Annotated in this window: 19 protein-coding genes; 4 read left to right on the forward strand and 15 right to left on the reverse strand. The window is 40.4% G+C overall.

The features are described 5' to 3' along the window. Positions 1 to 39: 39 nt before the first annotated feature. The 5 genes from AC1D7X_RS21425 to AC1D7X_RS21445 form a co-directional block, all read right to left on the reverse strand. Positions 40 to 525, reverse strand: coding sequence for a hypothetical protein (locus AC1D7X_RS21425; RefSeq protein ID WP_495456843.1), 486 nt, complete (start codon positions 523 to 525; stop codon positions 40 to 42). A 113-nt stretch (positions 526 to 638) separates the two neighbouring features. Then, the gene (locus AC1D7X_RS21430) at positions 639 to 2288 is read right to left on the reverse strand and encodes a hypothetical protein (RefSeq protein WP_495476092.1); all 1650 of its coding nucleotides are present in this window, start codon (positions 2286 to 2288) and stop codon (positions 639 to 641) included. Positions 2289 to 2291: 3 nt separating this feature from the next. Then, positions 2292 to 3080, reverse strand: coding sequence for an ABC transporter ATP-binding protein (locus AC1D7X_RS21435; protein ID WP_495476093.1), 789 nt, complete (start codon positions 3078 to 3080; stop codon positions 2292 to 2294). Between the two features lie 199 nt (positions 3081 to 3279). After that, positions 3280 to 4908: a glycoside hydrolase family 9 protein gene (locus AC1D7X_RS21440; protein WP_495456846.1), complete on the reverse strand. Its 1629-nt coding sequence runs from the start codon at positions 4906 to 4908 to the stop codon at positions 3280 to 3282. Between the two features lie 125 nt (positions 4909 to 5033). Beyond that, entirely contained in the window at positions 5034 to 5816 is a 783-nt protein-coding gene (locus AC1D7X_RS21445) for a YheC/YheD family protein (RefSeq protein ID WP_495456847.1), read from the reverse strand. Positions 5817 to 6044: 228 nt separating this feature from the next. Here AC1D7X_RS21445 and AC1D7X_RS21450 point away from each other — a divergent pair, with 228 nt between their 5' ends. Then, positions 6045 to 7142: a glycosyltransferase family 4 protein gene (locus AC1D7X_RS21450; protein WP_495456848.1), complete on the forward strand. Its 1098-nt coding sequence runs from the start codon at positions 6045 to 6047 to the stop codon at positions 7140 to 7142. 45 nt (positions 7143 to 7187) lie between these two features. On the opposite strand, the gene AC1D7X_RS21455 is transcribed toward AC1D7X_RS21450, so the two are convergent. The 7 genes from AC1D7X_RS21455 to AC1D7X_RS21485 form a co-directional block, all read right to left on the reverse strand. Next, positions 7188 to 11546 (reverse strand): acyl-CoA dehydratase activase-related protein, encoded by a 4359-nt coding sequence (locus tag AC1D7X_RS21455; RefSeq protein WP_495476094.1) that lies wholly within the window; start codon positions 11544 to 11546, stop codon positions 7188 to 7190. Continuing rightward, entirely contained in the window at positions 11533 to 12108 is a 576-nt protein-coding gene (locus AC1D7X_RS21460; protein WP_495476095.1) for a TetR/AcrR family transcriptional regulator, read from the reverse strand. Before AC1D7X_RS21460 ends, AC1D7X_RS21455 begins: the two co-directional genes overlap by 14 nt. A gap of 208 nt (positions 12109 to 12316) precedes the next feature. After that, positions 12317 to 12568, reverse strand: coding sequence for a hypothetical protein (locus AC1D7X_RS21465; protein ID WP_495456852.1), 252 nt, complete (start codon positions 12566 to 12568; stop codon positions 12317 to 12319). Between the two features lie 63 nt (positions 12569 to 12631). Further along, positions 12632 to 13636, reverse strand: coding sequence for a siderophore ABC transporter substrate-binding protein (locus AC1D7X_RS21470; protein WP_495456853.1), 1005 nt, complete (start codon positions 13634 to 13636; stop codon positions 12632 to 12634). A gap of 120 nt (positions 13637 to 13756) precedes the next feature. After that, positions 13757 to 14515, reverse strand: coding sequence for an iron ABC transporter ATP-binding protein (locus AC1D7X_RS21475; protein WP_495456854.1), 759 nt, complete (start codon positions 14513 to 14515; stop codon positions 13757 to 13759). Then, complete coding sequence (locus tag AC1D7X_RS21480) at positions 14512 to 15456, reverse strand: iron chelate uptake ABC transporter family permease subunit (RefSeq protein ID WP_495456855.1); 945 nt, start codon at positions 15454 to 15456, stop codon at positions 14512 to 14514. The genes AC1D7X_RS21475 and AC1D7X_RS21480 overlap by 4 nt, the downstream gene beginning before the upstream one ends. Continuing rightward, positions 15456 to 16406, reverse strand: a complete 951-nt coding sequence (locus tag AC1D7X_RS21485; RefSeq protein ID WP_495456856.1) for an ABC transporter permease — start codon at positions 16404 to 16406, stop codon at positions 15456 to 15458. The genes AC1D7X_RS21480 and AC1D7X_RS21485 overlap by 1 nt, the downstream gene beginning before the upstream one ends. A 260-nt stretch (positions 16407 to 16666) precedes the next feature. Here AC1D7X_RS21485 and AC1D7X_RS21490 point away from each other — a divergent pair, with 260 nt between their 5' ends. The 3 genes from AC1D7X_RS21490 to AC1D7X_RS21500 all read left to right on the forward strand — a co-directional run bounded on the left by AC1D7X_RS21490 (position 16667) and on the right by AC1D7X_RS21500 (position 20003). Beyond that, entirely contained in the window at positions 16667 to 18754 is a 2088-nt protein-coding gene (locus AC1D7X_RS21490; RefSeq protein WP_495456857.1) for a peptidoglycan D,D-transpeptidase FtsI family protein, read from the forward strand. A 123-nt stretch (positions 18755 to 18877) separates the two neighbouring features. Next, positions 18878 to 19771, forward strand: coding sequence for a C40 family peptidase (locus AC1D7X_RS21495; protein WP_495456858.1), 894 nt, complete (start codon positions 18878 to 18880; stop codon positions 19769 to 19771). Between the two features lie 100 nt (positions 19772 to 19871). Further along, positions 19872 to 20003: a DUF4023 domain-containing protein gene (locus AC1D7X_RS21500; protein ID WP_495456859.1), complete on the forward strand. Its 132-nt coding sequence runs from the start codon at positions 19872 to 19874 to the stop codon at positions 20001 to 20003. Positions 20004 to 20060: 57 nt separating this feature from the next. Here AC1D7X_RS21500 and AC1D7X_RS21505 read toward each other — a convergent pair whose 3' ends face one another. The 3 genes from AC1D7X_RS21505 to AC1D7X_RS21515 form a co-directional block, all read right to left on the reverse strand. After that, positions 20061 to 20297, reverse strand: a complete 237-nt coding sequence (locus AC1D7X_RS21505) for a Spo0E family sporulation regulatory protein-aspartic acid phosphatase (protein ID WP_495456860.1) — start codon at positions 20295 to 20297, stop codon at positions 20061 to 20063. 251 nt (positions 20298 to 20548) lie between these two features. Next, positions 20549 to 21976: an alanine/glycine:cation symporter family protein gene (locus AC1D7X_RS21510; protein ID WP_495456861.1), complete on the reverse strand. Its 1428-nt coding sequence runs from the start codon at positions 21974 to 21976 to the stop codon at positions 20549 to 20551. Between the two features lie 150 nt (positions 21977 to 22126). Next, the gene (locus AC1D7X_RS21515) at positions 22127 to 23815 is read right to left on the reverse strand and encodes a PucR family transcriptional regulator (protein WP_495476096.1); all 1689 of its coding nucleotides are present in this window, start codon (positions 23813 to 23815) and stop codon (positions 22127 to 22129) included. Positions 23816 to 24051 lie beyond the last annotated feature (236 nt).

The following is a 24051-nucleotide window of genomic DNA, read 5'->3' on the forward strand; positions in this document are numbered from 1 at the left end:
CGAATAATCGATGGGCTGTTCCTTTATGCAGACATTATTCTAAGAATCTCGTTCCACAAAGTACTTGTTCGTCATATACCAAGCATCACCTTTATCGGTAGGAACCTTCCCTTTTTTCTTATCCATAAATACGATTTCTTTGCACTTTGAACAGAACCATTTGGTTGTGTAGTATTGCGAGAAAGTCGTATAGGTTGTACCACATTTGCAGTCAACCTTAAAGAATACAAGGTTTTCTTCATAAGCCTGAGAAAGTTGGTCTGTTTTCTCTTGCTCTATTCCGGCTGAAATAGGTTTAATGATATCCACATAGCTTGAGAAACGATTCTGTACCTTGAAATCAGCCACTAATTCTGGATTCAATCCAAAGAACTCTTTTCCGATTGTAGTAATAAACTTCAAGTTCGATTTATAGCTCTCTAACCATTCTTGAATTTGCTTATTAGATAAAGGTACTGTTCCCTTAATACCGCTATTCAAGGTATATGTCATGATGGATAAATTCTCGTTGTCTTCATAATACATTAATTCGTAAACCTCCTTAATGATATCTTTATTAATGTACTACTTCTTCAAGAGATAATCAAAAGGATGAATCAGGGAACGCTTCCTATCCTAGGTAAGCATTCACCAACGACTTATGAAGCCATATTACCCCATGAGGTCCGAAAGGCCTGTCTCCAACTAACAATATTCACAATAATAAGAATGACCATATACATGTATACCCCATAACTGACAAAAGTACTTAGGAAGTGAATGCCTGCGAATGCAGCCATGATAGCCATGAGAACAAATAATAGCATCCCTTCGCCTTTTCCAGAGACTAGATAGGGTTCTGAGAAAGGTATTGCCTTTCTTAACATACAAAATGAAATAACGGTATATACACATACGCTTAATAGAAACACGATAATATCAGGAATAATCCTCCATCCAAATACAATGGTAAAGACAATGCTTACTAATAGGAAAATGGGTAGAAATAATCTAACTAGTAGCGCTTTAAGACTACCTTTTAGAATAGGTGTTACATCTTGAACCGGCATAACCTTGTAGATCCATGCCCCTTTGTAACTATCGGAGAATTTCAACATCATAATCACAGATGGAACAAATAAGGCTGCAGCATAGATGAGTAAATAACTTTTACTTGACGATACCTCGCCCCATTCTTGAGTCTGTAAAAAGTTAAATAAAAATATAAATGGAAATACAAGTGAAAAACCTAAAGATGGATACACCTTCAGCTTGAAATTTCGGTCATTATGTATCATATCTGAGGTAAAACGGAAGAATACCCTTTCTTCCTGAGTGGAACATAGGAATCTCGATATTCCTGTTCCTTTAGTACGAAATTCCTCCTTTCTCGTCACACTATTATTTGATAGTTTCAGTAAATTCCTCTCAAATAAGGGCATGCACTTGACATAGATAAATATAGATACTAAAGGTACTAGTACAGCCATAAGAGAGAAAATAATAAAGACATTCGTCTTATTCCCATGAATAAAAAATTCAAATGGAGCAGCGAACCATACCGGAACAATAAAATACTGCCACCACTTTCCATCAAATACATAATTGAAGTCTACAATACTAAATAATCTTGATACGAATTGGTACCCGACCGTCATAATCAACGTTAAGCCAATCTGCACATAATTAATCATATCCTTTAGCTTCTCTCCATCAAAAAACTGAAGGACAACGAGGTATAACAGGGCTGTTAAGACCACAATAAAGATATCTATAAGCACGAGCTCAAAGAGAAAGAGCAATAAGAAAACAATGCCGTGACGGATCGTTCCTCCAATAAGCGGAGCAATAGAAAGTGATGCCGTTATAAAGAAAAGGTAAATACTGATGTGTATGATTTTGGCAGCTTGAATTGTTCTTGCATCTACAGGTTTTGAATCCAGAATCGTCTTATCTCGAATGTCTAGGAGAACCGATGAGAAGTCGGAAATTAAAGAGGTCAACACCATAAAGATCACAATTCCAAATACCGTACTCATTGTAAATATGAAGTTATCACTCATCATAACGACAGGTGCTAAGGCTAATGTACCTAACAACAGATATATCCACATTGATCGCAGAAACTTATTCTGGTCTTCATTCTCCGGCTTCTGGTGAGACGAATTCCCAATAACTGTAGGCACTCTTCTGCCATCCAACGTTAATTTGATCTGGATAATCCTTCTCATGATCACATAGTTAATTCCTAACTTCTCAAATAGAATCTGAAAACGATCCAATATCCTTAAGGCTCTGAACTCATTCATAATTTACACCTCATGCACAATAGAGACGATTCGTTCTGCTATCATTTTATGGTCATGAGATCCGGTGAGTTGGTTGAATACTTGCTCTAGAGACCCTTCCTTAGATTGTTGCTGAAGTTCGTGAAAGGTACCATCTGCTACGATCTTTCCATCATCTAATAAAATAATTCGATTGCTAATCTTCTCTACCACATCCATGATGTGAGAGGAATAGAAAATCGTCTTTCCTTGTGCAGCTAAACAAGCTAGTAATTCTTTCACAACCATGACGCTATTGGCATCTAGCCCGCTGAGTGGTTCATCTAAGAATAGAATCTCAGGATTATGTATAAGACTTGAGATTAACAACACTTTCTGCTTCATTCCCTTTGAGAAGGAGGAAATGCGCGATTGATACATGTGTTTTAATTCAAAAGTATTCATCAACTGTTGTGCTTTGTGGTCTGCCTTCTTATAGTCGATTCCGTAAAGTTGCCCAATAAACGTTAAATATTCTTGTGCTGTAAGGCTATCGTAGATATCCGCTACCTCCGGTACATACCCAATCTTTCGCTTGTATTCAACGTTTCCATCCGAGATATCCCTACCTAGAATCTTCACCTCACCCTTGTATCCTTCGATGAGACCAAGTAGAATCTTCACCGTAGTGCTCTTTCCCGCTCCATTGGGTCCAATATATCCGATGATCTGTCCCTTAAATACATCTAGATTAATCCACCGTAGAATGGGCTTATCTCCGTAACTCAAGACTAAATCACGAATAGATATGATGGGTTCTTCCGTAAACTCCAATGCTATTCACTCCTCTCCTTCACACGATAATTGCAATTGTAAGTATATAATTTCTATACATGTTATAAATATCCTTTTTAAATCCAGATTAATTAATATTAATTTAAAACAATATGGCTCTTATACTTAAATTAAAAGGTACTCGTAAGAGCACCTTTTATTTATGATATTCTTTCAGCGATGGATCTGAGTATTACACCTACTGACGATTAAAGTGTGACACCAAGAATACGGCAGGTGAATTCCAGTAGATCGTTACTTCATTGGTAGAATAACTATCTTCATGGTCAGCGAAACATTGAGCTGCAGGTTTACCTTGCAAATGTTCCCTTACATAATCATCATGAAGCCCTTGATCGGGACCGCCGGCAACCATACCTGGTACGGGAGCCAACGCATCGTCACCTACGGATGGACGATGATGCGGATTCATCACAGGATGATCTCCAAATCCGGTAACATAACTTATATCTAGCACATTACGTCCCATTAAGTAATGAAGATGATTCAATGCACACACCTCATAGGCCGGGTCTTCGTGTAGGCCATAAGCAATAAGCAACACCATCGCATTGTTCAGAACCAACATATTGCTACCCCATATGTAATCTTCGGATCGAAGCGAAATAAGATATCCATCTTGATTCCCCTGTTGTACTAGTCGATTGGCTTCCTTCAGCCACTCTTCCTTTAATTCGGTGTACAAGCTCTCATTCACTTGTTCTACACCATGTAGTAAATAAGAAATGGTTCCATAGCCGCCCATATCTGCCCAGCCTAATTGAATCTTTGAGAATGTTTCCTTCGAGAGCGCTTGAAAGGCACGGTGGTAAGACTCATCTCCTGTTGAACGGAATAGTTCAGCAGCCGCCCAATAACGCTCATCCAAATCCTGCTCATCACCATACTCTCCCGTCGTAATATCCGACGGATTCTTAAATCCAGGTACTGTAGGATTTGCCTCTAACCAATTCCAAGCCACTATGGCTGCTTTCAAACAGCTTTCGGCAAAATCAGAATCGAATGGCATATAAATACGTGCTGCCATCGCCATCACACCTGCGAAACACCCCGTTGCGGTAGCAGAGATTGGTGAGAAATATAAATCAGAATCGTCGTCTTCTGGCATCACATCTAAGGCAGGAAAGTTCAATGTGGTCAGCTTGTGGAACACGCCACCGGTTTGCGTCTCTTGCATTTTCATTAACCATTCCAGTTCAACGCGACACTCATGCAATACATCCGGCGTGTGAGTGTCACTCTCTGGTAATGGAACAGGTTCACTGAATGACTCAGGATACAACTCATAGGCAAGTAATAAGTCAGCAACTGCTTTTGCACCCGGACCTGAATATTTACCATAATCCCCTGCATCATGCCAACCGCCACAACCATCTAGCAAGGTGTTAGGTTCCCCATAGACTATTCCCCTTGTTAAATGACATGCTTTATGATTCCAACGCTCTGCGAATTCCTCTTCTAACTCTACACCACAGCGGAAATAATAGAATGCTTTCAAGAGTCCCTTGTGAAGCTGCTGATAAGGTCGATCTACAATCATGAAGGAACCTGATGAACCTCGACCATCCTGCTCAATATGATATTGTCCTGGCTCCTGTATAAGTGAGAAATCTCCTATATGAACGGTAACCCCACTTGCATCATCCTTACGTGGTTCTCCTGTATGTCCATGAAACACAACCTCTTTGGTTGTATTGTTCACGACTCGAAACTCTCCACCTCGTCCCTTAAATATGGCTATCTTCTTGCTATGGATTGGATATCCAATCTGATTTATCGTAATGCTACGGATTCCACTTTCACTCATCTTTGTTTCCTCCCTCTCACTCCAAATCCAAAATACACGTATAATATATCTTACAATGCAGTAATTGTATATTAGATCCTCAAAAATACCTGATGAGATTCCATCAGGTATTTCAAAGGGACATCTTATTTTTTCCTTTTCACAAGACGAACGGGTGAACTTAATTTTCTATACCGCATGACTTTGCGATACACTGATTTATCAGCCAACTTGTTAAAGATATAAGGATCCGGGTTAGAATTCACCTCGATAATCCACGGACTCATCGATTGATCAAGTCCTACATCTACACCAACTTGCCGATAATTAGGATACTTCTTCTTTAATTGCTTAGCGATCGTAACACCTAATCTACTCATTTTATCTATGAGGGCTTGTTGTCCACTTAATGACAGATGAGAAGATAACAATCTCTCGATGGATACCAATTTACCCCCACTATGATAATTCGTTACTATTTTCCCCGGGTGGGCAACTCTACCAATGATTCCGGTTGTTTCCCAGACCCCCTTAGGATTCAGTTGAACCATGACCCTAATGTCAAATCTACGCTTTTGATATTTCAGTAAATGAATGCCCATCTGTACCAGATAACTTCGTTTCTTCGTAACCTTTTTTAACGATTGATAAAAGGAATAATAGTCTTTAAAGGTTCTCTTACTCATTTCAATCTGATATTGATACTTGTACATTCCTTGTGGCAATATCTCTGCACGTATAACTCCATTACCGTACGTACCACGTTCAGGCTTAATATATACCATCCCATACCTTGCTAACATGGCTGATAGGTTATCCATCGTCAATCTCTGTGTCTCGGGAATATACTTGCTAATTTCGCCGTGACTCAGTAATGCGTTGGTCTTAAGCCATTTACTTGTTATCGTGCTCATCCGCTTACCCTTCATACCTAACCTCTCTCCCTATGAATGAAATGAACTGCATTGGTCATGGCATCCTTAATCCCAAAATCAATACATTCTATTCATCCATCTGCTTCCTTGTATAGTTCATATATATGATCTTTGTGGAAATAGAAGATATTAAGGTACCGACCATAAGACCATACTTTTTCTACAGAGGTAGCATATCCTAGAGAAATAACTAAGTTGTTCCTGACGGATAGGAGAGAAGCTATGCGCATTCTTATCGTTGCCCCAGAACGGATACCCGTTCCAGGAAGTGGTTCTGTAGAAATATGTATTCTCGCAATAGCTAGGCAACTCGCCACTAATCATCAAGTCACCATTATCAGTAGACGCACCCCTTCTTTGCCGCATCAGACTCAGATGGGGAATATTACTATTGTCAGAGTACCCTCAAAGAATACTTCAACCTATATCTCCGCTGTGATCCGTTACATTAGACAGGGAACAATCTATGACTTCATTCAAGTCGATAATCGCCCGCAATATATGGCTCTCATTAAGCAGACATTCCCAGAAATACCAATCTCCTTATTTCTTCATTCTTTAACATTTGTTCCTCCACAACCAGTCATTTCACGATACTTAAAAAAAGCAGATCTCATCATCGCTAATAGCCATTCGTTACAACAGAAACTAGCTTCGCAATTTCCACAATCGGCAAAGAACATCCATACGGTAGAGTTAGGTGTAGATATTTCCCGTTTCCGTTCAGCTACAGAAATAGAGAAGAGAACTAGCAGGAAACGTTATGGTATCGGCAATGCTTTTACTATTCTTTTTGTAGGTAGAATCATTCCACAAAAGGGTGTTTCTATACTGCTTCAAGCCGCACACCTCGTGCGAAAATATACACCTGTGCAAATCGTTATCGTAGGCAGAGTTCGGCCTTCCTACATGAGACGCCTTAAGAGCCAGGCTCGAACTTTAGGCGTGCCTATTACTTATCTAGGGGAATTTGCTCATGCCAAGATTCATAAAATATACCGTCTAGCTGATTGCTTCGTATGTCCATCTCAGACCCATGAGGCCTTCGGTCTTGTCAATATAGAAGCTATGGCTTCAGGGGTACCTGTCATCGCTTCTCGAAATGGTGGCATTCAAGAAATCGTCATTCATGGACACAACGGTTACCTTGTGAATCAATACCGTAAACCACAAGGATTCGCTGATTATATACTTAGATTGGCTAATAGTATCAGTCTTCGAGATCGTATGGGTGCGAATGGTCGTAATGATGTCCTTGAACAGTTCACATGGGATCAGACTGCAAGTAAGCTTACGAATCTATACAGACTTGAACTATAACAAAGAACGACACCCCCACGAAGAGGCGCCGTTCTTTATGAAACGCTAGAGTGATGTGAATACGTTAGGACTACCCTCATCTCCTACAAAAGAAGGTCCATCCTCTGTGGAGACAGCTGGAGGTTGTTGCGTGATCGTAACTTGGTTCTGCTTCATTTCTAAATTCTTAAATGCTATAGCCAACATAAGCTTTATTCGATTAATCTGATTCACTTCACTCACACCCGGATCATAATCAATATACGTTATATTAGCCTGTGGATATTCAGACTTCAGCCCTTTAGCAACACCTTTGCCCGTCACATGATTAGGCAAACAAGCAAACGGCTGTATACATACAATATTATCAGTACCCGATTCGATTAAATCCATCATTTCAGCTGTGAGAAACCAACCCTCTCCCGTATGATTACCAGGTGAGATAATCTTCTCTGCCCTTTCAGCCAATTCATAAATAGAATGTGGCTTAGAGAACTTAGCATATTTACCAAGCACTGATTTCATCACTCGTCGGTAATACTCAATACCCGCAATTGCCGCATTACCAACGAGATAACCTTTCAAGCTTCCTTCAAGGAGCTTATATGCTGTATCACTTCCATAGGCACAGTAGAGAAAGAAGTCCAGCAGATCGGGAACAGCAACCTCCACCCCTTCCTTCTCCAATAACTGGACGATGTTATTATTCGCCTGTGGGTGGTATTTCACAAGAATCTCTCCAACCACTCCCACCTTAGGTTTCCGAACAAGCTCAATATCCAGATCATCAAAATCAGCTACGATTTGCTTAATGTTCCGACGGAACGTTGTATGGTTCCCATCCCGAACTGACATCTTGCAACGTTCTACCCACTTCTCATATAGAGCATTCGTAGCTCCTCTTGCCTTCTCATAGGGCCTTACTCGATACAATAATCGCATGAGCAAATCACCATACACGATCCCGAGCAGTCCTTTATTCATTAACCCTCGTGTCACCTTGAATCCTGGATTCTCCTCAAGTCCGCTACCTACATTTAACGAGATGACAGGAATGTGAGCCATACCCGCATCCTTCAAAGCTTTCCTTAAAAAGCTAATATAGTTCGTCGCTCGACATCCTCCGCCCGTCTGTGTGATCAAGAGTGCGGTTCGATCCAAGTCATATTGACCCGATTTCAGGGCATGAATCATCTGACCCACAACAATAATCGTTGGATAACAGGCGTCATTATTAACGTAGCGTAACCCTTCCTCAATCGTCTCTGCATTGACGTAAGGTAGAACTTCAAATCGATATCCCTCAGCACGAAAGGCTTCCTGCACAAATTGAAAATGTATAGGAGCCATCTGTGGAGCTAGAATCGTATGCGTATCCTTCATTTCCTTCGTAAACATCACCCGATCCTGTGATGCCTGTTCTTCTGTAGCATATGCTACTTCCTCGCATCTGGAGCCGCAAGGCTGTTGACTTCGTTCCTTCATGGCAGCCTTTAAGGAGCGTAGGCGTATCCTCGCTGCCCCGAGGTTATTCCCTTCATCTATTTTGAGACAGGTATAAATCTTACTACGGCTCGCCAGTATTTCCTCAATCTGATCTGCTGTAACCGCATCTAACCCACAACCAAATGAATTCAATTGAACATATTCCAACTGGCTTGAATGCCCGGCGACATCCGCAGCCGCATAGAGACGAGAATGATACACCCATTGGTTCATCACTCTTAGCTTCATGTTAGGATCACGCAAATGAGCTATGGAATCTTCACTCAGTACGGCCATGCCAATCTGCGTAATCATCTCAGGGATGCCATGATGAATTTCAGGGTCGATATGATAAGGTCTTCCCCCTAGAACGATGGCTTTTTCTCCAGTTTCCTCAAGACAGGCAAGAACTTCCTCCCCTTTTGTGCGAATATCTTGCTTTACTAGCTCATCCTCTAGCCAGGCAAGTTGAACGGCTTCGGCGATTTCTTTTCGCGAAATTTGGAAGCATTTCAATTCCTCCGTTAATCGCTGAATGAGTTTTCTCTTGTCTTTGTAAGGTAAGAAGGGATTCATAAAGGTCACATGCTGTTCCTCCAGAACCTCCATATTGATCTTAATAACTTCCGAATACGATGTCACAATCGGACAGTTATAATCGTGATCCGCCTCTTCAAGCTTATCTTTCTCATTCGGAATAGCTGGATAGAAAATAAACTTCACCCCGCGATTCACCAGATCCATGACATGCCCATGGGCTAGCTTCGCAGGATAACAAGCTGATTCGGATGGAATAGATTCTATCCCAAGCTCATATGTGGCCTTCGATGAATGGCTAGAAAGCTCAACTCTAAATTTTAAATGGGTGAAGAAGGTGAACCAGAACGGATAATTCTCATACATATTTAACACTCGAGCGAGCCCTACAACTCCCCGCTCAGCATTCTCTGGAGGCAATGGTTCATAATCAAAAATGCGCTTATATTTATAATCATAAAGATTCGGAAGATGTTGATTAGTTAATTTCTTACCTTCCCCACGACTACAACGATTACCTGAGAAGAAGGTTGATCCACTTGAGAATTTGTTAATCGTCATTTGACAACTATTGCTACAACGATTACATCGTGTAAGCTGTGTCTTCATCTCGAAACCTCTCATTGCCTCTTCGGATAACAGGGTGCTCTGCCCTATCTGTTCTCGTTCCTTCGCGATTAATGCAGCACCAAATGCCCCCATCAAGCCGGCGATAGTAGGTCGGACAACCTCACGACCGATGATCATTTCAAATGCTCGCAATACAGCATCGTTATAGAACGTGCCGCCCTGTACCACGATACGCTGTCCTAGCTGCTCTGGTGTACGAATCTTTATCACTTTATAGAGTGCATTCTTTATCACAGAGTACGATAGGCCTGCTGACAGATCAGCTACCGTCGCACCTTCCTTCTGAGCCTGTTTCACCCGTGAATTCATGAACACGGTACAACGCGAACCTAGCTCAACCGGTTGTTGAGACAATAAGGCAACACGTGCAAACTCTTGGATATCCATGCCGAGGGTCTGAGCATATGTCTCTAAGAAAGAGCCACACCCTGCCGAACAAGCTTCATTCAGAATGATACTGTCAATGACACCATTATGAATTCGCATGCACTTCATGTCCTGACCACCGATATCCAATATAAAGTCGACATCGGGATAAAAGAACTGTGCCGCCTTGAAGTGAGCCATGGTCTCAATCTCACCTTCATCGATATGAAGTGCTGCTTTAATTAAATGCTCTCCGTACCCCGTAACCGTCGTATTAGCAATGACTGCACCATCAGATAATTGAGTATAGATGTCCGTTACAATCTGAAGTGCCGTCTTCACTGGATTCCCTTCATTACTGCCATACCAGGAATATAACATGGCTCCTTCTTCATCAATCAACACAGCCTTGGTTGTTGTGGAACCTGCATCAATTCCTAGATAACAGCGCCCTATATAACCCTCAATCTCCTGTGTAGGTACAGTATGTTGTTGATGTTGAGCCCGAAATTGCTCAATCTCCTGTTCATCCTTGAATAAAGGGACAAGTCGCTCCACATTCTCATCCGCAAAGGTGGTTAGTCCATCTACTGCATTCATGAACGTTGAGAATTGAATGACCGCTTCCTTCCGCGCCTCAAGGGCTGCACCGATTGCAACCATAAGATGAGAATTTTCCGGAAAAATAACTTTATTCTCACGCAAATGAAGCGTCGCAACAAACCGTTTACGAAGCTCTGAAAGATAAGTCAATGGCCCTCCTATAAAGGCTACATTGCCTTTGATCGGCTTCCCACAAGCTAGACCACTTATCGTCTGTGTAACCACGGCCTGAAAAATAGACACTGCAATATCTTCTTTAGCTACTCCCTCATTAATTAACGGTTGAACGTCTGTCTTAGCGAATACACCACATCTTGCTGCAATAGGATAAATACGCTTATAATTCTTGGCCAACTCATTTAGACCTTGCGCATCTGTTCGTAACAAGACAGCCATCTGATCGATAAATGCACCCGTCCCCCCAGCGCAAGAACCGTTCATGCGTTGTTCTGTACCACCTCGAAAGTAGGTGATCTTCGAATCCTCTCCACCAAGCTCGATAATAACATCCGTTTGCGGCATCAAATGCTGAGTCGCATTCATACCTGCAATGACCTCTTGAATAAAAGTAACCTGAATCCATTCCGAGATCGATAATCCACCTGAACCTGTAATGGCAACAGCAATATCTGTATCTCCTATATGTAGGTGTGCCTCGTGTATTAATGTAATGAATGTATTCCTAATGTCCGAATTATGTCTTCTATAGTTACTATAGATCAATTCCGTATTCTCGTTAATGATAGCCATCTTAATCGTCGTTGAACCAATATCAATACCAAGATACATCCTATCGCTCTTCATCCTTATATGCCTCCCCATCCCCACTTGTTAAAAAAAGTAACGATTCCAATAATGTGTTCTTATCACTCTCTTGAAGAGATGGCATGCCAAATAAAGCATTAAATTTCAGACCGTCGATCGTAAGCCGAATCATCATCGCCGATTTAGGGTGAATACCATCATGCTCCATGTTGTCCTTCCACAATTCGTAATGTTCATGAAAGGGTCTTAGCATTTCAGGATGCGTCGAAATAGCGGCCAACAACCCTGCATTCGTCTGGTCAAGTTCATCAAATTGTGCAAATACCTCTTCTATATAAGCGCGACACCATTTACCCCGAGGGTTAGGATCATCGGACACCCGTTTCATCATTCCCTCGGTTACACGATCCATAATATCCGTAACCAACGCTTCAAACAGTGCGTCCTTACTTGGAAAGTGATATAACAATCCACCTTTACTTATCCCCGTCTCTTTGGCGATCGCATCCAAAGTCACGTTAGAGACACCCTTGCTACAAATAAGGTAAGATGCTGAATGTAAAATGTCCTGACGTTTGGACAATCTTGAAGTGATTCTCACGGACCTTCACCAACCTTTTCACCGTCTGGACGGTATAGTATGGTTAGAAAATATCCTATTTCCCTAAAAATAAATATGATCGAATTCATATTTATCACCTATCTATGCCTACCATCGTCCCCTCCAAGCGTTTATTCACATCAAATTTGGTTCCAAAAGAAAAACTGCCAAGATCAGGATCTCGGCAGTAAATAGGTTAGCATTTGAATTAGAAATATCTTCTTCTAGTTGAACCCACCAGTATGATTGCAAGTAAATCGAACAGTACTAATGGGAGAATGAATGGTGCAAAAGAGGTATGAACTTTCTTATCGCTCTTAACGGAAGAAACTTTTAAAAACATTTTCGTAGGACTAACTTTCACAATCTCTCCGTAAAAGGTACTTCCATACTTCGTTTTCACCTTCACAAATTTATGAAGATGTTTCCTCGCTGTAACATAATGGGATTTAGGTGACATAATTGATGTCCCTCCCTTCCATCCCACTATATGAATGGGATAGAGAGGCGGTGTGGGCGCATCTTATTGAATTGCTGCACCAATTTCATTGATCATCTCTACCATCGATACAAGCCCTCCACCGGATAGATACCAATAATTAGGATTAAGATATACGATATGTCCTTCTTTGAACGCGTTCGTATTCTTCACTAAATCATTCTCAATCGTGTCCTTAGCGGAAGTCGCCTCTGCACCTTCTGCAGCAACCACAGTGCTTCGATCCACTACAAATAGGAAGTCTGGGTTCTTCTCTTGGATGAACTCGGAAGTAATGCTTTGTCCATGAGTGGACACTTCGATAGTAGCATCTGTAGGTTTGAATCCAAGTACGTCATGAATGATTCCAAATCTTGAACCAGCTCCATAAGCACTTAATTTACCTTCATTAGCAAGAACAATGAGTCCATTCTTACCTGTTGCAGTCGCTTTATCGTGAATATCTTTGATCGATGCGTCAATCTTAGCTAGTTCTTCATCAATTTGTGCTTGTTTATCAAAGATTTGACCTAACGTGTTCATATTTTCTTTGAATGACTCTACTAATTTCGTGTTATCTACTCCTAAGAAAATCGTAGGAGCAATCTTCGTCAATTCCTCATAAGCTTCCTGTTGTCTTCCCGATATAATGATGAGATCAGGATCAAGAGCATTGATTTTTTCAAAATCAGGCTCTTTCAAGCTTCCCACGTTGGCATATTTCTTATCTTCATATTTAGAAAGGTACGGAGGAATGTTGGCTTGCGGTACACCCGCTACTTCAACAGCTAACTTATCTAGTGAATCCAATATTCCGAAATCAAACACAACGACTTTCTCAGGGTTCGTCTGTAACTTAGTCTCACCCAACTTATGTTTAATCGTTATTTCTTTACTTTCTACGGGTTCTGTAGGTGCTGCTGCATTCGTCGTATTCCCTGCAGAGTCCGTCGTTGTATTCTTTGCCTCTTTCGTATTATTATTGCCGCACGCAGCTACCACGATAGCCATCATTACAGTCATTATGATCATGAGTACACTTTTCTTCAATTGAATCACTCCTAAATTTTTATAGTTATACTATTAAAATCATTGATGCTCATTACACCATACTGGCGCCTTTACGCATGGCATATGCACATCATAATTTACGAAACAAAGAGTTACCTTTTAAGCAAAGTAGACACATATTTTGTTATCATGAATGTTCTCAATATGGATATCCATACCATACACTTCCTGTAGAACAGTGCGATCAATAATATCGTTTGTTGCTCCTTCTTTAATGATTCTTCCATCCTTAAGGGCAACGATATAATCGGAGTAGACGGATGCAAAATTGATATCATGAATGACGATAATGACCGTCTTACCCAATTCATCAACCATTCGTCTTAGCACTTTCATAATCTGTACAGAGTGTTTCATATCTAAGTTATTTAAAGGCTCATCTAGCAAAATATAATCTGTGTTCTGGGCAATAACCATGGCGATATACGCACGTTGGTTCTGACCTCCACTTAACTCATCTAAGTACTTATCTTGAAGGTCTTCAAGGTCCATATACTGAATCGCTTCATTTACATACTTCCAGTCTTCAGGAGTCAACTTCCCTTGAGAATAAGGAAACCTTCCAAAACTAACAAGTTCCTTAATCGTCAATCGAATATTAATATGGTTCGACTGTTTCAGAATTGAAATTTGCTTGGCGAGGTCATTACTCTTAACCTTGCTAATTTCCTGTCCTTCAATTAAGACCTCACCTTGATCCTTGGTTGTGAGGCGACTAATCATCGAGAGAAGTGTACTTTTTCCAGCACCGTTAGGTCCTATAAAAGAAGTAATGGTGCCCTTAGTAATCTTAAGGGAAACCTGATCAACGACATGTTTATCTGCATACTTTTTGGAAACATTTCTTACCTCTATCATGACTTATTCTCCTTTAGCAGAAGATATATGAAGTACGATCCCCCAATAAAGTTAATAATGACACTTAATGTGGTGGAGAATGTAAATACCTTCTCAACAATGAACTGCCCTCCGATTAATGCGATAACGCTAATAAGAACAGATCCAAAGATTAAATATTTATGTTGATATGTTTTGAGGAACTGATGTGCAACATTCGCAACTAGAAGTCCTAAGAAAGTGATTGGACCCACTAAAGCTGTGGCGATCGACATCAGAATGGCTATGACTACGAGCAATCTTTTGACAACATAATCGTAATTGACACCTAGATTAACAGCCTGATCTCTTCCTAACGAGATAACATCTAGATATTTAACGAACCTCATGAAATAAATAGTCACGCCAAGAATCCCAATGATTGATATAACCAACAAATCGGTATTCACATTGTTGAAGCTAGCGAACATCTTGTCCTGTAGCATCATAAACTCATTGGGGTCAATGAGTACCTCCATAAAGGAAGATACACTTCCAAAGAATGTTCCTAGTATCATTCCAATCAATAACAGAAAGTAAATGTTCCTCTGTCCATCTTTTCGAAATAGAATCTTGTAGAACACACCCGAGAATCCCACCATTAATCCAACGGAGATTATAAAGTTAACATTTCGGTCAACCGAAGTTACATGGTTCGATCCAAAGACGTAAATGACAAAGGTCTGAAACAACATATATAGCGAATCCAACCCTAGAATGCTAGGTGTCAGAATGCGGTTGTTCGTGATCGTCTGGAACACAATCGTAGAAAAGGCAATTGCACCACCGGTAAGGACCATGGCTAGAATCTTCTTCCCTCTTCTAGGAAGGACATAATCCCAGTGACCACCTACGTCATACAACAAGAACAAAGCGATAAGTGCCATCACAATAACAAATAAAATACTGAGCTTTACCTTCATTATGCATATGCCTTTCTTCTAATAAGTAAGTATATAAAAATACCGCTTCCTATCACGCCAACAGTGAGACCAATAGGTATCTCATATGGAAATATAATCAGCCTTCCTAGGATGTCACAGAACAGAAGGAATACCGCTCCTAATAATGCCGTATGAGAGAGACTTTTTTTAAGATTATCTCCTTGATAGATGGTCACGATATTCGGAACAATTAACCCCAAGAAGGGAATCATACCAACCGTTAATATCACAATAGAAGATACGGCAGCTACAATGATAAGGCCAATATTTACGATTTGCTTATAATTTAGGCCCAGGTTCTTAGCGAAATCCTCACCCATACCGGCAATCGTGAACCGATTAGCAAATAAGTAAGCTACAATGACCAGCGGAATGCTTATGTATAACATTTCATAGCGGCCCTTTAAGATCACTGAGAAATCACCCTGCAGCCATGAAGCCATATTCTGAATGAGGTCATTCTTATAGGCAAAAAATGTTGTAATCGAACCCACCACACTCCCGAACATAATCCCAACTAACGGGATGAAGATGGCATCCTTGTATTTCACTTTGTCTAGAATTTTCATAAAGATAAAGGTACCTAGAAGTGCAAAGATGAACGCGACTAACATTTTCTGAAGTGATGTCGCATTGGAGAATATCATCATAGCGACGAGGATTCCGAACCTTGCCGAATCCATGGTTCCAGCTGTCGTCGGTGATACGAACTTGTTACGGGTTAACTGTTGCATAATTAGACCGACAATACTCATACTCATACCGGCTATAATAATGCTAATAAGACGTGGAACCCGACTAATCGTTAATGTTTGAAGTTGTTGATCTGTTAAGTGGAAGATATCCAACGGAGAGATGTCTTTAACCCCGATGAAGATCGAAATAAATGAAAAAACCACAAGTGTAATGAGTAAATATCTCTTTTTCATAGCTCTTTCCTTACTCTTCCTGAAATATAGGGTTAATGAACTCTAATTAATAATGATATTCATTATCAATTGAATGATATTTTAATTATACTGTCTTACTGGGTATTGTCAATGGAACATCTGAATTAATAATATGTATCCAATACTTTCGATTTATATCTTCTATGGAATATAATGGTTATAATAAAATAGATAAACCATTTTCATATTTTTATCCCATATTTCTTATAACAACTCACTTTTGAGATTGGAGTGTACTTATGTTAGATCCTTATCAGGCTAAGAGCAAAGATAAACGAAGAGAATTTTTCACGCTAAGAGTAAATACTTTCTTTTTTTGTACCTTTATTATTTTCTGCATCATTATTGTTAGATTAGCTATTCTTCAATTTGTTGAAGGGCCTACTCTGAAGGAGGAAGAAACCAATGGGTTAATGAAAACGATCGCCCTTCCCCCGATTCGAGGTACCATTTATGATGATACGCATACGAAACTTGCCTATTCTACGCCTATTCAATCTCTTTTTATCACATTGAGAGAAGATTATAGCTTAGCAAAAGAACAGATTCTAATTAAGAGAAAGAAATCGCTCGTTAGGCACAAAGCCTTTCAACTAGCCGAGGATATTGAGAAAGCCTTGAATAGATTAGATCCTGATGATAAGAATTTTACCAAACAAGATATCATCGATGCCATGGATTTGGAATTCATGAAGGGTTCAGGTTATGAGCCTCGGCGGATCAAGACTGACCTTAACAAAGAGGAAGTCGCCTTTTTCTCAGAAAATAAGGCATTTTTTCCCGGCATAGAAATTGTAGAAGAAGGTATTCGCCATTATAATCCGGATACGATAGCCGTCCAAACGGTAGGATATATTAAATATTACAAAAGTTCGAAGGAATTATATACGAAGATGGATGCACTTCAGAAGGATAGAGAAGGCACAAGAAACCCTGGTCTAACCTATACAGAGGATGAAGTTGTCGGATATGACGGGATAGAGTATGCCTTTCAGGATGAGCTTAGAGGAGAGAATGGCTACAAGGACGTTTCCGTCACAGCCCAGAATATGCCGATAGCCGTAGAACAAGTGGTTCCTCCTCAGAAAGGTCATGATATCTATTTGACGATAAATAAAAATGTCCAACTGAAGACTGAGCAAGCTATCACAGATCAGTTGAATTGGCTTCACACCAATACGGTCTCTGGAAAGACTCATCCAAATGCCATTACGGGCTATGCAGTAGCCATGGAAGTAGATACGGGAAAAGTAATTGCGATGGCAAGCATGCCCGATTATAACACGAACGTATGGAAATCATCAGGAAGTAAGAACATTTCTACCGAAGATTATGAACGGATCAAAAACAATTACCAGAATGGGACGATCTCTCCAATAAGTTCTGGCAAATCCGCTAATGGGCTGGATTCTCTCTTACTGTTAGGTTCTACTATTAAACCTCTCAGCGTATTGGTTGGGTTAAACGAGAATCTATTCAGAACTACCGATCGCTATCAAGATCGCGGAATAACCTACATTGGGAAAGAGGGCTCTGAGCAGCCTATCCGAAATTCCTCTGGTCATGTCCTTGGCTCCATTAAACCTACCATGGCTATTCAGGAGTCATCCAATACCTTTATGGTCGATATGGTAGGTAAGAGATTGAACTCCAAATATCCAGGAGAAAAAGGTATCGATATTTGGGATCGATATATGAAGCAATTCGGACTCGGTGTTTCTACGGGTGTAGATCTACCCAAAGAATATTTAGGTATACTTGAATACAAGAACACCAAACAAGCTGGGAGTAATTTAGCAGCCTTAGCCTATGCCTCCTTTGGACAACAAGGCAAGTACACAACCTTACAACTTGCTCAATATGCCAGCACACTAGCAAATGAAGGCATACGAATGAAGCCACAGCTAGTGAATGAGATTAAAGATCAGGATGGAACCATTGTTAAGAAGTTCGGTCCCGAAATTCTAAATGATGAAGAAAATGAAATCAAGATAGATAAAAGCTTCTGGCGCGAAATCAAACAAGGTATGAATACGAGTGTAAGTGCTTTTGAAGGATTCCCTTATGATTTCGCAAGAAAAACAGGGACATCTGAGCAAGATGCCAAAGGTAAAACAAGGGATAACGGAATATTCATTGCCTTCGCCCCTCGTGATAACCCTAAGCTTGCTATCGCTGTTGTCGTTCCCGAAGGTGGATTCGGCGCTCAGAGTGCAGCTCCCATTGCACGTAAGATCTTTGATGCATATGATCAAGAATACGGACTGGACGGCACTCCCAAAAAGTCTCTCCCGACATCACAAGACACCCCTGTAACTGTTCATTAATAAAAAGCCGGCAATTTACACACATTATACTTAAATGCTACCTCGGCATTAAGGATGAGGAGACGACAACCTTCTCATGCTTGGTTCCGAGGTTATCCTATTTGAATAATGGAGTGTGTGTACATGCTAAAGCTAACCCTACGCAAAAAAAGAGCCATCCTGATATGGATCACCTGTATCGTTATGTTATTATGTGTATCCTGCAGTAATACTGCCAAAGAAAAGGACGCCCCCTCTTCTCCTACTACTGCTGGGATGTTTACGGATCAAGTCTTATACACCGACTATTCGGGCAAGACCTGGGTTCCGTTAAAGAATGCCGTTCAATCCCTTGGTCTTCGTATGAAGGATTCTGGAAAAGATGTACAGATTGGATATACCGATCCCATGTACCATGCCTACCTAGGGCAAAAACAAGCTTCCTCATTAGGATCATCTATTCAATTAAAAGAAGCCCCTATTCGACAAAATGGCCAATTATTTCTAACCCTTGGTTCTCTTTCAACGCTACTCCATACGGATGTCAAATGGAACCAGAGATATCACAGAGTAGAGATTTCGCCTTTGCATGATGTAGACTCGCCAAATAAAATTCAAGCTAAATCCTTAAAGACTGCGAGTACAACAACAGACCAGAATAAGCTCGTCTCATTTGCTAAAAAATATCTTGGAGTCCCCTACGAATTCGGTGCGGAACCCTACACCCAATCAAAGACCTTTGACTGTTCCTCATTTACTCAATACGTGTTCGATCAAATCAATAAGGATCTACCTAGACTAGCCAGAGATCAAGCAAAGGAAGGAGTTGAAGTTACACGTAACGATTTAAAACCTGGGGATTTAATATTCTTCACCGTTCCTGACCGTTTTGAGAGCAACACGATTCCAGGTCATGTGGGGATTTATATAGGAGAAGGTAAGTTCATTCATACTTGGGGAGACCCAGGGGTTCAGATCAGTAGTCTTGATACGGGTTACTGGAGTAACGTTATTCTGTCTATGCGACGTGTCGTATAGCTTAGCCTCCAGATGATCTGTAATGGATCAAACCCCGACTCATGAATTTAGTCGTTCATGGAGATAGTATAAATAGTAACTATACAAGGAGGCTAAACACATGGATAATACGCACGAGTTTGTAGAGAAATTACATGATACACAGGCTAAGCAGGAACTAAATAAAGAGCATCATGGCAAGGGAACCCCAAGCGATAAATTACCTAACAAGCAACACGGCACCAAAAAATAACTATATCTAACCGGTATCGTTTCCCAAAAGAGACGATGCCGTTGTATTATTATCCATCTATATCCTTGCGAACTCTTTGGTACAACTTATGTAGTCAGTTTGTTTACTGTAGTTATCGTCTGTATGTCGATGAGGTAACTGTTGAAGTCTCTTGTGGATATACATATTTATTATCCGATCAAGCTGTACCGATTTAATCATGACCCGTTGATCTTTAATACCATATATACTTACAAGCGTATTTAATTCATTCCTCCTACACTCTATCAATTTATAGACTGTAACAATATTCACTATTCTCCCTCCTTATATTTCCTATATATATTACAACAAGTTACCAAATTGTAACTTAACACCTTTTCGATTTCTTAACGATTTCTTAATGATTTCTTAACGATTTCTTAATCCCCCCCTTACTTATCTCTTACCTATATATCACATGCTATATATCCATATAAATATATTAAATCACACAAACAAGAGCCTACTTGTCAATGAGTAGGCTCTTACATTTATTTATTATTCGTTCTTTTCATATACAGAATCTATTCTGCTTTATCTGGTATTAACGGAGAATCCCAACATTCAATGTTATGAGAATTATCCAACATATGCAGACTATCTCTCGTAAATACGGGGTCCTTGCCCATTTTCCTCTGCTTCATATAATCTTTCAATGCGGCAAAGGCTACTCTAGATAACATTGTAATGGCAATCAGATTGACGATGACCATGAATCCCATAAATAAGTCGGCCAGATCCCATACTAACTTAACCTTGGCCACCGATCCGAAAATAATCATAGCTAATACACTACATCTGTATATAACGATCCATATCTTATTTGACTTCAAAAACGCAATATTGGTCTCTCCATAGTAATAATTCCCGATCAGCGTACTGAACGCGAACAACAACACCATAATGGCTAAGAAACCAGATGCCCAAGAACCGATGTGCACACTTAATGCCGCTTGAGTTAATTCAATTCCACCTAGCCCAGATTGCGTATATACGCCGGACAATAGAATGATCATAGCAGTACTTGTACAAATTACTAATGTATCGACTAGTACGCCTAATGCTTGAATTAACCCTTGCTTAACCGGATGACTTGTCGTTGCAGTTGCTGCAGCATTGGGCGCACTCCCCATACCCGCTTCATTCGAGAATAATCCACGTTTCACACCCTGCATGAGTGCTGCCCCCAGAGAACCCCCTGCGACTTGTTCAATACCAAAGGCATTCTTCACAATCAGGGAAAGTACTGCCGGAACTTGTCCAATGTTAGCTAACACGATATACACGGCAATCCCGATATATAATACAGCTAGAACAATAACGATATATTCGGACATCTTTGCAATACGTTTCACACCACCGAATATGATGATTGCGAATACCGCCGCCATGATTAAACCTATTGCTAGACGATTTGTGCCAAAAGCATTCTCAAATGCTAAGGTAATGGTGTTTGACTGAACCGCATTAAATACGAGTCCGAACGATAAGGTGATCAGGATAGCAAACAAGGCGCCCATCCACCGCTTCTTTAGTCCTCGTTCCATATAATAGGCTGGTCCACCTCGGAATCCATCTTTATCTTTGACTTTATACACTTGCGCTAGTGTGCTCTCAATAAAGCTGGATGCTGACCCAATAATGGCAATAACCCACATCCAGAACACAGCACCCGGACCACCAAGTGCGATAGCGATCGCAATCCCCGTAATATTACCCGTCCCTACTCGCGCCGCCATGCTAATACAGAAAGCCTGAAACGGAGAGATCGTATCACGAGAACCGCTCGTGGATTCTCTTAATACGCGAAACATTTCTTTCAAGAGACGGAATTGTAAAAAATTAGTTTTAACACTGAAATACAAACCACAAACAATAAGCATGATGATAAGTAATTTAGACCACATCATACTGTTTATAACATCAATCATATCTTGTAAAATTTGTAACATGAATACGACTCCTATCTAGTTGAGGTATATAGTTTTTGATGTCCGTGTTGAGGAGACACATTAGTATAACAAATTTCGCTTTTAAAAATATACATGTTTTAATTTGGAATATATCGAACGTTATATATCTAAATGGTTATTCTGATGTGTTTACTCCCACCCTAATGTACTGGGACTCTCGGACCATGTCAGCATGCCATGCACGAGTAAGGCCATCTCCAGACATGTTCTTTTATCTGAATCGAGGAAATTGTCGCCTAGGATCTCCGTCATTTTATCCAAGCGGTTGTATAACGTCTGTCTGTGAATATATAATTGTTCCGCTGTATCTTTCTTAGAACCCATACATTTTAGATACACCTCTAACGTCTGAATCAACTGTAAGTGATGTTCTTGATCATACGCAATAAGAGCACCTAAATGGTCCCGAACGAATGCTCGAAGAAAGGACTGATCTGGGATGGCTTTTAACAGCTGATATATTCCTAGATTCTCGTAAAATAACGAGGTTTGCCCTGTCGGCCTGATTCGTGCCATCTCAATCACTTGAATGGCTTCTTTGAAGTCAAGATACATATCCGCGATGACGGATCGAATTTTTCCAAAGCCCGCAACCAAGGTAAGCGAGTTAGAAGTACTCATACTAGACGCTCGGAGTTGTTCTACGACTTTCGCAATGCCTTTTCTCAGTAGATCCGTGGGATCTCCACTCGTTACATCCTTGGCACATATCACATATATTCGAGTATCCTTCATCATTAACAAATGATGTATTCCATGCTTCTTAAGAAGTGCCCGTAAAAGTACCAGTATATCCTGATGGTCGATATGTATTCGTTCTTGGCTCAATTGCCACATATCATGCTTCATCTCTATGATTCCACCCATAAAGAAGTCCCTCTCCCCATGGCCTTTAGGTCGCAGACCCATCCGAGTACGAGCTACCTCTTCATCTTCGATCTTATGATCCATAATGTCTTGGATGAGTTGATTCTGATCTCGCATCATCTTTTCTTCTAGAAATAGACTTCTAATCAATAGAGTCGCAATCGACTTGGCCGTATAATCCAAGAGTAGAATGAGTGTCTCCGTTGAATTATTATTCGGAAGAATGATACCCACATAGGAGAGCGTCTGACCTAGACAAATAACAGGCTGGGATAACAGTATCTGATCATCATTCATTCTGAAAAAAGCCGTCTCCTGTGCTGCCCCTTCATCATTCTCAACCTGTTTTTTATAAAAAGCAGACATTTGATTTGTCATCTCGGAAGGTAGTGATGGAACAAATTTATTCGATTCTACCGTAGAATGGTACACAATTTGCTGATTAGTGTATTCATATAATAAATGGAGTACCGCATGCACATCCGTACTTTGAAGTGTCATCTGTTGCAACTTACGTGAAAAAGCCTCCAGATCTTTAAGGATCTGATGTTGTTGATTAATCAGTAGCCCATGGATATCCTGTGTTATTGCAACGAAACGGACGGGGTGTTCAAATATAATCAAGGGAAAATCATGTGCATTCGCTAGATCTATTATTTTATCGGGGATTCGTTCGATTGCGGTACCGAATTCAATACACAGACCCGCCGCCTCTTGATGAATGAGTTGCTCCATATAGGCAAGCTGTTCCTCCTCTATTTGATTAAGCCAAAGACCCGTCGTAAGAATGAAATCATTTTTACTGATAAAAGGAGCAATTTGAGTAATTTCTATCACGTGAACCCAGCCTACTTCTCGGTCTAAACCACGATTGCCTGCTATCAACTTGGCCTTCTGGAATACGGAACGTTTCAATACATCTTTAATGTAAAGTGTAAATCCCTTTATCATATAGTTTCACGCTCCTGCGTTAATATTCATAACACAAATCACTTGTCTGTTCGTTGATTGCGGGCTAGTTTTGGTCAAGTCCCATGTTAGTTCATTAAATCACACACTTTATGTGTTATATAATATTACACCATAAACATTTTGTCTTCCTATTATCTTATATTTCTAGACATGGCGTACGATGATAAAGTTTCCATTCACTTGTACACTTTAATTATAGAGGTGGTTCAAAAAGT

Source organism: Paenibacillus sp. Y568, from assembly GCF_059445545.1.

Bases quoted from the DNA above. Each gene is read 5' to 3' on its own strand.
- AC1D7X_RS21495 (WP_495456858.1), top strand. From the start codon at position 18,878: ATGCTAAAGCTAACCCTACGCAAAAAAAGAGCCATCCTGATATGGATC.
- AC1D7X_RS21500 (WP_495456859.1), top strand. From the start codon at position 19,872: ATGGATAATACGCACGAGTTTGTAGAGAAATTACATGATACACAGGCT.
- AC1D7X_RS21475 (WP_495456854.1), bottom strand. From the start codon at position 14,515: ATGATAGAGGTAAGAAATGTTTCCAAAAAGTATGCAGATAAACATGTC.
- AC1D7X_RS21445 (WP_495456847.1), bottom strand. From the start codon at position 5,816: ATGAAGGGTAAGCGGATGAGCACGATAACAAGTAAATGGCTTAAGACC.
- AC1D7X_RS21480 (WP_495456855.1), bottom strand. From the start codon at position 15,456: ATGAAGGTAAAGCTCAGTATTTTATTTGTTATTGTGATGGCACTTATC.
- AC1D7X_RS21440 (WP_495456846.1), bottom strand. From the start codon at position 4,908: ATGAGTGAAAGTGGAATCCGTAGCATTACGATAAATCAGATTGGATAT.
- AC1D7X_RS21450 (WP_495456848.1), top strand. From the start codon at position 6,045: ATGCGCATTCTTATCGTTGCCCCAGAACGGATACCCGTTCCAGGAAGT.
- AC1D7X_RS21485 (WP_495456856.1), bottom strand. From the start codon at position 16,406: ATGAAAAAGAGATATTTACTCATTACACTTGTGGTTTTTTCATTTATT.
- AC1D7X_RS21430 (WP_495476092.1), bottom strand. From the start codon at position 2,288: ATGAATGAGTTCAGAGCCTTAAGGATATTGGATCGTTTTCAGATTCTA.
- AC1D7X_RS21515 (WP_495476096.1), bottom strand. From the start codon at position 23,815: ATGATAAAGGGATTTACACTTTACATTAAAGATGTATTGAAACGTTCC.
- AC1D7X_RS21510 (WP_495456861.1), bottom strand. From the start codon at position 21,976: ATGTTACAAATTTTACAAGATATGATTGATGTTATAAACAGTATGATG.
- AC1D7X_RS21465 (WP_495456852.1), bottom strand. From the start codon at position 12,568: ATGTCACCTAAATCCCATTATGTTACAGCGAGGAAACATCTTCATAAA.
- AC1D7X_RS21455 (WP_495476094.1), bottom strand. From the start codon at position 11,546: ATGAAGAGCGATAGGATGTATCTTGGTATTGATATTGGTTCAACGACG.
- AC1D7X_RS21490 (WP_495456857.1), top strand. From the start codon at position 16,667: ATGTTAGATCCTTATCAGGCTAAGAGCAAAGATAAACGAAGAGAATTT.
- AC1D7X_RS21425 (WP_495456843.1), bottom strand. From the start codon at position 525: ATGTATTATGAAGACAACGAGAATTTATCCATCATGACATATACCTTG.